The organism is Clostridiales bacterium, from assembly GCA_012512255.1.
Taxonomy (GTDB): domain Bacteria; phylum Bacillota; class Clostridia; order Christensenellales; family DUVY01; genus DUVY01.
Genome location: JAAZDJ010000018.1, coordinates 1 through 12,144 on the forward strand (window position 1 = coordinate 1; position 12,144 = coordinate 12,144).

10 protein-coding genes and 1 pseudogene are annotated in these 12,144 nt (G+C 40.6%); 9 read left to right on the plus strand and 2 right to left on the minus strand.

Going from position 1 to position 12,144, the window contains the following annotated elements:
• Positions 1 to 64 precede the first annotated feature (64 nt).
• The 3 genes and pseudogenes from GX756_00855 (at position 65) to GX756_00865 (ending at position 3,038) form a co-directional block, all read left to right on the plus strand.
• The gene (locus tag GX756_00855; GenBank protein NLC16418.1) at positions 65 to 766 is read left to right on the plus strand and encodes a hypothetical protein; all 702 of its coding nucleotides are present in this window, start codon (positions 65 to 67) and stop codon (positions 764 to 766) included.
• 136 nt (positions 767 to 902) lie between these two features.
• The gene (locus GX756_00860) at positions 903 to 1,958 is read left to right on the plus strand and encodes a hypothetical protein (GenBank protein NLC16419.1); all 1,056 of its coding nucleotides are present in this window, start codon (positions 903 to 905) and stop codon (positions 1,956 to 1,958) included.
• A gap of 54 nt (positions 1,959 to 2,012) precedes the next feature.
• Positions 2,013 to 3,038, plus strand: a pseudogene (locus GX756_00865) (ABC transporter substrate-binding protein).
• A 91-nt stretch (positions 3,039 to 3,129) separates the two neighbouring features.
• On the opposite strand, the gene GX756_00870 reads toward GX756_00865, so the two are convergent.
• Positions 3,130 to 3,309 (minus strand): hypothetical protein, encoded by a 180-nt coding sequence (locus GX756_00870; protein NLC16420.1) that lies wholly within the window; start codon positions 3,307 to 3,309, stop codon positions 3,130 to 3,132.
• Between the two features lie 311 nt (positions 3,310 to 3,620).
• Positions 3,621 to 5,528 carry a glycoside hydrolase family 3 protein gene (locus GX756_00875; protein NLC16421.1) on the minus strand — a complete coding sequence of 636 codons (1,908 nt, stop codon included), beginning with the start codon at positions 5,526 to 5,528 and terminating at the stop codon, positions 3,621 to 3,623.
• A gap of 212 nt (positions 5,529 to 5,740) precedes the next feature.
• Between GX756_00875 and GX756_00880 the strand changes: the two genes are divergently transcribed.
• The 6 genes from GX756_00880 (at position 5,741) to argR (ending at position 12,138) form a co-directional block, all read left to right on the plus strand.
• Positions 5,741 to 6,142 carry a zinc ribbon domain-containing protein gene (locus GX756_00880; protein NLC16422.1) on the plus strand — a complete coding sequence of 134 codons (402 nt, stop codon included), beginning with the start codon at positions 5,741 to 5,743 and terminating at the stop codon, positions 6,140 to 6,142.
• Positions 6,143 to 6,308: 166 nt separating this feature from the next.
• Positions 6,309 to 6,884 carry a septum formation protein Maf gene (maf, locus tag GX756_00885; GenBank protein NLC16423.1) on the plus strand — a complete coding sequence of 192 codons (576 nt, stop codon included), beginning with the start codon at positions 6,309 to 6,311 and terminating at the stop codon, positions 6,882 to 6,884.
• The gene (locus GX756_00890) at positions 6,872 to 7,879 is read left to right on the plus strand and encodes a rod shape-determining protein (protein ID NLC16424.1); all 1,008 of its coding nucleotides are present in this window, start codon (positions 6,872 to 6,874) and stop codon (positions 7,877 to 7,879) included. Before maf ends, GX756_00890 begins: the two co-directional genes overlap by 13 nt.
• Before the next feature lie 193 nt (positions 7,880 to 8,072).
• Positions 8,073 to 10,742, plus strand: a complete 2,670-nt coding sequence (locus GX756_00895) for a Zn-dependent exopeptidase M28 (GenBank protein NLC16425.1) — start codon at positions 8,073 to 8,075, stop codon at positions 10,740 to 10,742.
• Positions 10,743 to 10,867: 125 nt separating this feature from the next.
• Positions 10,868 to 11,722: an NAD(+)/NADH kinase gene (locus tag GX756_00900; GenBank protein NLC16426.1), complete on the plus strand. Its 855-nt coding sequence runs from the start codon at positions 10,868 to 10,870 to the stop codon at positions 11,720 to 11,722.
• Positions 11,722 to 12,138, plus strand: a complete 417-nt coding sequence (gene argR, locus GX756_00905; GenBank protein ID NLC16427.1) for an arginine repressor — start codon at positions 11,722 to 11,724, stop codon at positions 12,136 to 12,138. The genes GX756_00900 and argR overlap by 1 nt, the downstream gene beginning before the upstream one ends.
• The last annotated feature ends 6 nt before the right edge of the window (positions 12,139 to 12,144 follow it).

The following is a 12,144-nucleotide window of genomic DNA, read 5'->3' on the forward strand; positions in this document are numbered from 1 at the left end:
ATATTGTGTATGCTATTAAAATTTGTTATAATTACACTATATAAAATACATTAGGAGAAAAATCATGAGCGACACACCAAACAAAAAGGGAATTGATGAAAAGGGCACACAAAAATTTGACACTTTTAGGGAGGCTGTGGAACAAAACATAATCAACAAAAAAGAAGTTCCCAAAGAAGACAAGCTCAAACAAAATATCGTGGATTCCATCCGCAGTTTTGCCGACCAAGCCAAAATCGAAAAGCTTAAGTCTTCGGCTTTTGAGGCGCAAGCCAATTTATTCGTCAACCAAAACACAAAAAGGAAAATGTACGCCAAAATCAATTCCGTTCAAAAAACCTTATCATATCGCCTAAACGATCCCGTAGCCGTCAACGATAGGCTTATAGATATCTCAACCAACCAAATTTACGAAATCAAATCTATCAATCCCGACAAAAAAACAATAAAAGTCCAGGCCGACGATGCCGAATATGAGGTTTTGTGCAGGGAAGCCCAATACGAACTCACCGACGGCAAACAAGACCATACCGAAGAAATCAAAGACCTTTTGAATAAGCTTGAGACAAGCATCAATAACGCAAAAGACGGGATTGTGATTAAGCGTAAACCCGAAGCGTTGAGGCTGTTTGGGATATTTAAAGAAAAAGTTCTAAACAACCAAAAAGACGAAGAGTTCTTTAATAAGTTTATAGACGCGCTTAATATGCTGTCCCCGTATTTGCCCGCGGCGGTCCAAAAGATAATTTACTTGTTGGACCATTGATTTTTTTAAAAATTTTAGCAATATAGGCCTTTAAATAATTTGACCTGGCGTTTTTTAAAAAATATAAGGCGTCGGGTCTTTTTTCGTGTTTTGCTAAAATGTATTAATCTATCTTGGCGTTAATATATTGTTAATAATGAAAAAATCTTTTTGGCGGTCTTTTAGGGTGGGGATGCTGATAGTCGCCACAATTGTGGGCGCGGGTTTCGCCTCAGGCAGAGAACTCATAACATTCTTTGGCAAATTCGGATACGCCTTTATACCCATTGCCGCGCTATGCGCGGTTTTGTTGTTTTTGTCTTTGGCGCTTTTTATGTCGGCGGGAGCTATAATCCGTCCCGACAGCATAGAAGACTTTAACCGCGCCGTTTTCGGCAAATTTTCGCCTGTCATAGATTTTGTGTTGCTGTTTAATTATCTAATAATATTGGCGACAATGTTCGCGGGCAGCGACTCTTTGTTTGAATTATTTTTTGACGGGTTGCCCGCGATAAGCGTATTAACCGCGATATTGGCTTTTGTTATTATCTACAAAGGTTTTGAAACCATGTTGGATGTCAACGCCGTTTTGGTTCCGGTTATTTTGTATATGGCGCTGGTTATCAGTATCTTTAGCCTTACTCATCCCGTTCCATACGAAACGGACTATTCAAGCGATATCGGCATGATAATCTTTTTCGCGGCTATTTATGTGTCCATGAACATAATGCTGTCCGCGGGCGTTATCACAACGATAAAATTGCCGCTAAGGGAACAAATCAAGGGCGCGACCACGGGCAGTTTGGTCATAGGTTTTTTTATCGCTATTATGACAGCCGCCATAATGCGAGCCGGTCTTAACGTCTATAATTCCCAAATGCCTGTCATGGAAATAGCCGCGCGGATGAACATGTCTTTTGTCGCGGGCATTATTATTTGGACGGGTATTTTTACCACCATTTTGACATCCGCTTATACTATCAATTCATGGATGCGAAGTTTTATCAAAAATAAAGCGCTGTCATTATCGGCAGTTTTGCTTGCGGGCATTGTAATTTCAAGGTTGGGTTTTAAAAACATCGTGGATTCCTTTTATCCCATCAGCGGCGCAATAGGGCTTGTTTATATTTTTTCGGTGCTAATATTTTATCTCAGAGCCCGAAAAAAGATTAAAAAAGCCCTAAAAAACCCTAAAACCCAAGATTTAACATAAAAAAATTTTTTTGAATAATATGTAATTAGTTTAGAAACCGACAGGAGGAAAATAATGAAAAAACTAATTACTTTTTTTGTTTGCGCGCTTATGGCGTTTGTCTTGCCATTATCCATAATAGGATGCTAAAAAGACGACGGACTCAAAACCATAAGGCTGGCCGAAGTCACCCACAGCATTTTTTACGCGCCTATGTATGCGGCAATCAATTTGGGTTATTTTAAAGACGAAGGGCTAAAAATTGAGCTTACCAATTCGGGCGGGGCGGACAAGGTAATGGTCGCGCTGACTTCCAATTCGGCCGATATCGGACTAATGGGACCCGAGGCTACGATTTATGTCCATATCCAAGGCACTACGGACTATCCCGTAATAATAGGGCAATTGACCAAAAGGGACGGCTCGTTTTTGGTGGGCAGGGAGCCCGACCCTGATTTTTCTTGGTCCAAGCTGGAAGGCAAAAGGGTTTTGGCTGGACGGCCCGGGGGAGTGCCCGCGATGACTTTGGAATATGTTTGCAATCAGCATGGCTTATACGACGGCGTCAATATTGACCTTGACACTACGGTGGCGTTTGATATGATGAGGCCTGTTTTTGAAGCCGACAAGAGCGTGGATTATACCACCTTATTTGAGCCGCTAGCCAGCGAGATTGAAGCCCAAGGCAAAGGCTATATAGTGGCAAGCGTAGGCGTTGAAAGCGGCGAAGTTCCCTATACGGCATTCTCCGCCAAAAAGAGCTATATCCAAAAAAATCCTGAAACGGTCAAAAAATTCTTAAGGGCCATAAAAAAAGGATACGATTATATCAAGACCTCTTCATTGGACGATGCCGCAAAAGCCTTGGAGCCTTCCTTTACCTCTATAACTTTCCAGACGCTGAAAAATGTTATTGAGAATTACCGCAATATAGACGCTTGGGCGGATTCGCTCGTTATGAGCCAGAGCGCCTTTGACAGACTGCAAGACATAATGGAAAACGCTAATTCCTTGCAAGAACGGGTCAATTTCAGCGATATAGTGGATAATTCTATCGCCGAAGAAGTAATGGCTGATTTAAGTAATATTATATCCCTTTAAAAAATACCGTCTAGTTTTTAGACGGTATTTTTTATTTTAAGCTAAAAATTTAATCGTTAAGTCATTATTCTTTATTTTTTTCAGTTATATTTTAAGCATAGTTCGTCATATTTCCTGTTTTTGATTCATTTTTTAAGATTTGCAAAACTTCCGATATGCAATTATTGGCAGCTGCTAATTCCCAAAATGGTTCCTTGTCTCGCGTCATAAACATAGCGTTAATTATCTTGTCTCTTGCTAATATGATTTTGTCAATTATGCCTTGTTTCATTGCTTATGCTCCTTATTTAGTTTTCTATTTAAAGGTAATATAATGATAAGGGAAATGAACGCTGAGATTCTCCTCGCGTTGGGGAGGGCTACGCCTCTTGGGCGCGCCCATTCGCGCTGCGGGTGGATTGGCTTAACAGCCGCCGCTTGCATTGAGCGCGTTATCCCTCCAAGCCTTGCTCGTTGTCTTGTGATTATAAGCGCCGTTGCGCGTTGTCAAGCTTTTAAATCGGCAAGTTTGTTTTCGCTACAACAAGCACGCCGATTTTTTGCCTATCATCAAATGACAGCGTTTTAACGGCGCTTTGCAATTTACGCTTTTGCTTCCGTCGTTAGCCCGTGTCCTATATCAAACAACAAATCGGGGTTAGGTTTCTTTATATCGTCTACTGTCTTATACCAAGGCATGGGAAGCTTTCCGCTAAAACCTACTTCGCCCACCAAAACGCTAGCCACGCCGTCGCCCTCTGTGCCCGGCAGGTAAACCATAACCACGGCGTCCCATTCGTCAATATAATCACCAATCAAAACATTGCGTCCCGCCACAATAACGGTTGCTATTGGCTTGTTTACGCTTTTGGCGCGATTAATAGCGTTTTCATTGTCCGTCAAAGCCTTATTGCCTGTAATGGAAGGATTAGCGGTATCGCCTTTGAACTCTGCGTAAGGCTGTTCGCCTATAACAAGCAAGACCGCATCTGCTTGATCCGCTTGTTTTCGGTCTGTAATGATTTCAATATTATATTTAGATGCAATATCTTTTAGTCCTTTCAAGATGGATGTTCCTTTTGTGAATGAATCGCCCCTAAAACGCAAATTAGTTGTTAAAGAGACTGACGACGGCACAAATGTTCCTTTTGTGAATGAATCGCCCCTAAAACCCTCCCAATTAATAGTCCAGCCCCCACATTGAACGCCTATATCGTCGGCGGCGGGTCCTGTGACATATATTTTTTGACCGTTTTGAAAAGGCAAAATATTATTATCGTTTTTTAAAAGCACTTGGGACTTTTGTACCAATTGCTTGGCAAGAGCCCGACCCGAAGCGTCGCCCAATTCGTTTATGCCGATTTCTAGATTTTTTAGATACGGGTCATCAAACAAACCCATCTCAAACTTCACCCTTAATATTCTTGATACGGCGTCGTCAACCCTTGCCTCAGGAATTCTGCCCTCTTTTACGCCGCGTTTTATCGCGTTTATGGCGTCCTTAAATGTTTTAGGTTCCATTAACATATCAACGCCGGCGTTTATAGCCGCGGCTACCTTTAGATCATAGGTTGGTTCGTCTATTTCCAAAACGCCTTCCCAATCGCTGATTACAAATCCCTTAAAGCTGAATTCGCCCTTTAAGACATCGGTTATAAGTTCTTTATGCTGGTGCATCTTAACGCCCTTGTAAGAGCTGAAAGAAACCATAATGCATTTTACGCCGTTGTCAACCAATTCCTTGTATGGGTTAAGATGTATCTTATTAAACTCATCCATATCAATAGTAACATCGCCTCTATCAATCAACTTATTCCTACCCGTGCCAAATTCGGTCCCGCCGTCGCCCGCGTAATGTTTGGCGGTTACGAGTATGCCTTCGCTTTGCTGGCCTTCCATAAAAGCAAGCGCCAAGTCAGTCACTATCTCGGGATCCGAGGAGTAACTCTCGTATGTGCGACCCCATCTTAAATCTTGGGCTACCGCGACGCACGGGCCGAAGTTAAAAATAGTCTTAGTAAGTTTAAGTTCTTGGGCGACATAGGCGCCCATTTGTTTGGTTAATTCGATATCATTGGCGGCGCCGATACCGATATTATGCGGGAAAATAACGGCGTTCGTTACGGTATTATGCCCGTGGACAGCGTCAATGCCATATATAAAAGGAATCTTAAGCCTTCTAGAAAGCGCGGCCTCTTGGTAATTTTTTACAGCTTGAGTCCAGCTTGCGACCGTATTATCATTGTTAGGTATAGAGCCGCCGCCGCTTAATATAGAGCCCAATCCTAAATTTTTCATGTCTTGAACGGAAACATTGGCTTGATCGCCTTGCGCCATCTGCCCCGCTTTTTCATCCAGCGTCATTTGGCTTAGCAAATTATCAAGCCGTTCGTCAATGCTCAAAGAACTATCAAGATAATCTTCCGAGACAGGCAACCTAAGCGTAAATTGACACGCTACAAGACCAAAAAACAAAACAAAACATAACAATACAGCGGTTATTTTTTTCATCTTTTCCCACCTAAGAATTACTTTTACAAAATTTGCTCTAGATACAACATAACATTATAATCTAAATTAGTCAAATGTTTACAATAATTCTTATATTCATTTACTTTTTAACAACTTAAAATCATATTTTAAGTATATTTTTTTTATTTTTTTCTAATGAAAACCCGGATATATAATGGTATAATATAATCACGAAATAAATTGGAGCATATATGTTTTGTCGGTTTTGCGGCGCGGTCACAGAAATCAACGATAACTTCTGCATAAACTGCGGAAAGAAAATAGAGCGGCCTATTAACCAAGTTAATAGACCAATCTATCATTTTGACCAAAGACAATTTGACCAAAATAAATCCAAATTGGACGCAAGTTCGCAAAGCGCGACCAAATTAAGCTTAATATTGGCTATAATCGCGCTGGTATTGGCTGTTTTCCAATCCCATATAGGCATTATTTTGGGCATTGTGTCATTTGTTTTCGCCAACAAAGAACAGCAAAAACCCGCCATAATTATAAGCGCTATAGCGATTGTAATATCTTTAATGAACATTTTTGGGAATTTTTACTTTTTACATATTTTGCGGCGTATTTTTATGATTTTTAAATCTTGCTGATTTGAATGATATGGATTTGCTTAACAAGCAATGAGCGCGCGTATTTTATATGATTTTTAAATCTTGATATATATCCAAAAAATCTTAAACGCCTTAAAACAACAAGGCGTTTTTTTGTATTTAATAATAATTTTAAAAGATATCAAATTATGTTATAATCATATCTATGAAGCTTATTCTGGCGAGCGCGTCCCCAAGGCGCGTTGAAATACTAAAGAGTATCATAGCTAATTTTGAAGTAATTCCCGCGGACATTGACGAAGAGCCAAAAATCAATCAAGATGTTAACAAGGAAGATTTGTGCGTTTCTTTGGCCCTAAAAAAAGCGCAAGCCGTGTTTGAAAAATTTGGCAATATAGCGCTGGGGGCTGATACTTTGGTGTTTTTGGATAAAAAAATTTTAGGCAAGCCCCGGTCCAAAGAACAAGCTTTCAAGACATTAAAACAACTAAGCGGCAAAACCCACGCAGTCATAACGGGCGTGGCGCTTGTAAGCGCGCAAAGGACTATAACGGACTACGACCAGTCTTTTGTGACTTTTCCTAATTTGGACGAGCGCGATATTTTGGATTATATAGAAAAATACAAGCCTTACGATAAGGCGGGCGCTTACGGCATTCAAGAAATAAAGGATATTTGGGATATAAAATATACAGGCAGTTATACCAATATTTTGGGACTTCCTGCCGAGAAAGTAAAACAAATGCTTAGCTTTTTGGAGGGGATATTGTGTCAAAGATAAATTTGGCTTTGGAACTGGGCTCGTCAAACACTTCTATTTATATTGAAGGCCTAGGTATCGTTTTAAAGGAATCGTCTCAAATAGCGTTTTTGGAAAAGGTGTCCGAAAAAAATGTCATTGAAGCCGGTTCCAAAGTGAAAAAAATGCAGGGCAAAACATCGGACAAGACGATTATCGTATCGCCTATCCAAGAGGGAATTATAACCGACAAAAAAGCCGCGCAAGCAATGTTAAAAGCTTTTTTAAAGCGGGTAATCAAAAGCAGGTTTTTGATGCGCGTAAGGGCTATCGTGTGCGTGCCTTGCGGACTGACCAAGCAGCAAAGAAAAGACTATGAAACCGTTTGTCTAAAAGCGGGCATCAACGAGGTAATATTGATGGAAAGCGTAATAGCTGCGGGATTGGGAATAGGGCTTTCCTTGGAATCTTCCAAAGGAGTGGCGCTTATAGATATAGGCGGCGGCACGACGGACATCGCCGTAATGAGCAATTGCAGCATTATTTCGGGATGCAGCGTTTTTGCGGGCGGTATAATGATGGACGCCGCCATTATAGAACATATAAAGAAAAAATACGGGCTTATAATAGGTCAAACCACCGCCGAAAGACTAAAAATAGAAATCGGTTCGCTATACAGCAATGATTTGGCCGAAATCAAAGTCTCAGGAATGGATCTAAAAACCCAAAACCCCTCATACACAATAGTGACGGCCAAAGACATAAAGGAAGCCATTGAGCCGATTTATTTAAAAATCGCCTTCTCGGCCGAATCCATAATCAATGTTTGCCCGCCCGAAATAGCGTCCGATATTTATAAAAACGGCATTTTTCTCACGGGCGGCGCGGCAAATATCCTAGGCATTGAGCAGTTTTTGGGCTCAAGGCTCAAAATAGCCGTAAAAGTCGTCACGGACGCGTCTTATGCCGTGATTTTGGGCGCGGGCAAGCTTCTTGGCGACGAACAGCTTTTGCAAAACATTTTTGAGCAAAATTAATAAGTTATATAACGCCACTTATTTGATAATAATTATCAAATAAACCATTTTTAAATAAAAAGGTATTATATTTATTTAGATTGAATTATTTGTAAATCTTGGTTGATTATGGTAATATTATTTGGAAGCAAACTGATAGCGTCAGATTGTTTTTTAGTTTTTTTAAATTCATACATAGGTTGCTACGGAGGGCATGATGAAGGTTTTTAAGCCGATATACTATTCGTCATTGGCGATTTTGATTGTATTGTTTTTGATATTTACCGCCGTGGATTTTTGCGGCGTTAACGCAAAAGGCTATATAGACACCGCTAAGGCGTATAATCATGTAAAGAACATTTTGGACGAGGCGCCGACTAGGGATATTTATCTTGACAATGAAAATCACCAAAGGGCTATTGATTATATAACCGATACCGCGTTGGCAACGGACTTAGATTTGATAGAAATAAATACTTACGCAAACGCGGAAGGCCAAACCTTGACATCGGGCGCGGTGTCAAAAGCGGCTTACTCGGTAATGGAAACTACCCTTAACTCGCAAGAAATTAACGATTGGTATGCCGAGCAAGCTATTCAAGACCGTTTTATCGCGACAGCAGAGGTTAAATTAACCAACATCATAGTTTATATACCCTCAAAAGACGAAGTAGGCAAAGATGTGTCGGAGCTAGACTCGGACACGATAATGTATATATCGCATTATGACTCAAAGTCTTACACGCCTTCCGCCAACAATCTCGCGATTATAGGCGCGATGCTGGAATCCGTAAGGGAATTAAAAGACATAAGCGACAACACTAACTCGCTGTTGTTTGTATTTGCGGATGGAGGCGAGTATAACGCTTTGGGCGCTTACGCGTTCAGGGAAAAATACAAAGGCTTTAACGATGTTTATTCTAGGGTAAAAGCGGCTTTTGCTTTTGACTCCTTAGGCTCGGGCGGCGCCCTTACTCTAATTCAAACCAATCAAAACGCGTCCAAATTAGCGTCAAAATGGGCCCAAGTCAACAAAAAGGCTTTCGCGGCTTCGGTAGGGCAGGCTTTTGGCTTGTTTGAAGACAGGATTTTTGACTATAACATTTTCCAAGACAAGCCGGCGCTTAACTTCGCCAATATTGACAATTCCACCACAGAAAATATGGCGATTGACGGACTGGACAACCTTAACTCAAAGCTGTTGTCCCAAACGGGTGCGGTCATAGTCCGCGCGGCCAACAGCCTTGCTTCATATGACCTAAATAAATTGCTAAAAGGCAGCCAGTCTATTAATTTTTCTTATTTAGGCGGAATAGTAAGTTATAGCGATATAGCCAGTTATGTCTTGGCTTCGCTGTTGCTGGTTTTGGCAGGCGTTGTGTTTGTTATAAACCAAAAGAAAAAATCGTTTTCTATATTGGACGCTTTGAAAGGCTCTATTGTTCAGATTTTGGCGATTTTGGTCACATTTGTATTGAGCATAGGCGTTTATTACGCGGTAGGCGGCCTTTTGGCGGCTATGGGCTTTTTAAATATTCACTCATTAGCGACTTATTTACGTTCGTCCATTGGATTGATAATCTCGTTCTCTTTCATAAGCGTAGCCTTATCAATTGCGGCTTTCTCTTTGTTAAAAAGATTGTTTAAAATTCGCGCCGCGGACGCCGTAAGGGGAAATATCATTATTTGGACAATAATCAGCGTAATACTAGGTTATGCTATCCCTAAACTGGCCTATGTGTTTATGTTTACGGCGTTTTTGGAGCTTATAGCGGTCCTTGTCATGATATTTATAAGGGACAAATTCAGGCAAAAATATCATATGGACTTTGAAAGGATTTTGTTGTTTATAGTCCCTTTGATTTTGACCATACCCATAACCTTTGGCGCGAGCCTTGTGCTTTATCAGACTATGGGATTTTATATGTATCCGACCATTATTATATTTACTGTGTCAACTCACGGCTTTATTACGCCATACTTTAATTATTTGGCGCCTTGGCTGGACAGATTGGCAAAGAAACTGCCTATGCGCACGGTTAGGATAGAGCGCGCGGTAACAGAAAAAATAGAACACAAGGCCAAAAAAGGCAAATTTGAAGAACGCACAGTCAAAAAGATATTTAAAGAAAAACGCCCCAGAGTTTATAAAAATTATTTTGGAATAAGCGTAATAACATTAATCGGTTTAGTTTTGTTGTTCGTATTCTCTATGACAGGGCGAGATTATGGCTATAACTACGCGGGCGCGCAAAACCAAGACTATTTAACCAAAAATTCTATTGTCTATTTAAAGGATATTAACAATAGTTATTGGATTATAGAAGACCTTGACATGTTTAATTATTTATACTTTGATTTGAGCGGTTACAAATGGGACGCTGGCATGCGCGCGTATAAAAAGACGGTTAGCAGTTCTTCTTCGGATTTTTCCAGAGGCAATGAATTGGCCAAACTAACCAATATCTCAGCGTCCACAGAAGACAAATCTAAGACATTTACTGTCAGCTATCCCAATATCCAAAACAATACGAAGTTTTATTATGATCTGGAACTTACCAACGCAAAAACTATTTCTAAGATTAAAATTACCACCACGGATAATCGGGGCCAAAGAGTCACCCAAGAGATAGATGTCTCTACCGCCAAACCAAATTTGGTAATCCAAAACCTTAAAGGCCAAAGCACCATTACGGTTACGGGCAGGGATTCGGTTTATAGCGGGACTATTAACTTGACGGCCCAAGTAAGCTCATATCAAAATCCCAACCTTATTACCGATTTTCATGGCTTTTCAGAATGGGAAGACCTCAAAAACGCGGCTAGCGAAAAAGGCGTTGATATCAATGTAATTCTAAAAATCAAATCCTCGCAAGTTATATAAAAAGCTGTAAATTTAATTATTAAAAAGGGCGGCTTTATAAAAACCGCCCTTTATTTTTATGCTTTTAAAAACCGTTCTTGATTTAATAATTGAAATTATATTTAATTTCCTGTATAATTATAACAATGAAAATAGGATATTTAGCCAACCTAAACAAAAAAAACGCAATAGAAGCTTCCAAAAAAGCCCTGCTTTGTTTCAAAGACTATGGTCTTGAAGTCAGCATAGAAAAAAAACTTTTTCAAGCTGATGATTGGTTTCAACGCTTTGAATCTTACGATTTGCAAACCCTTATAGACATTAACGATATATTGGCGGTCGCGGGCGGCGACGGCACTATCTTGAGCATAGTAAAGCCATGCGCGGTAAAAGACAAGCCCGTTTTGGGCATTAATATAGGCAATGTGGGTTTTTTGACCGAAAGCGAAATCCACGAGATTGACAAAACCGCCAAAGCCCTAAAAAGTAATGAATTCACTATTGAATACCGCTCAATGCTCAACCTAAAAAGCGGGAAGGCCGATGTCTTGGCGCTCAACGAGATTGTCCTTTTGAAACAGGCGACAGCGCGTATAATCAATTTTGATGTTTACGCTCAAAATAGTCTTATTGACAGATATAACGCCGACGGCTATATAGTCAGCACCCCGACGGGCTCTACGGCTTACTCGTTAAGCGCGGGCGGTCCTATCTTAAGCCCGGTTATAAAAGGCTTGGTTTTGACGCCCGTATGTTCGCATTCGCTAAGAAGCCGTTCTATCGTTATAGGCGAAAACGAGGTTATTAACATTAAGGTCAACACGGCCTCGCCCGACGCCGTTTTGATTGCCGACGGAGTGCCTGTTTTTGGTTACGACCTAAAGCAAATCCAAATAGCCAAGCACGAAAAAATGGCGGGGTTTGTAAAGACCAAACCGTCGGATTTTTACGGCAAATTATTATCCAAGCTCAATAAATGGAGCATAAACAAGGAGGAATGATGGGAAGGACTTCTAGGCAAACCAAGATTTTGGAGATTATATCAAAAAAAGATATTGAAACGCAAGAAGAACTTGTCGCCGAGCTCAAAAAAGTCAATTTCAATGTCACTCAAGCGACCGTTTCAAGAGACATAAAAGAACTAGGGCTTATTAAGGTTTTGGGCGAGTCGCGAAAGTATAAATACGCGCTTGAAAAAACGGGCAATTCCAATATAAGCGTCAAATTGACCAATTTGTTTAGGGAATCGGTTATTTCAATTGACAGCGCCAATAACCTTATAGTAGTCAAAACTTTGAGCGGAAGTGCCAACGCCGCCGCGGTCATGGTTGACAAATCCGGTTACGACGGCGTTTTGGGCTGCATAGCGGGGGACGATACTTTTTTGATAGTCTGCAGGAACGAAGAGGATGTTTAAAAAGTG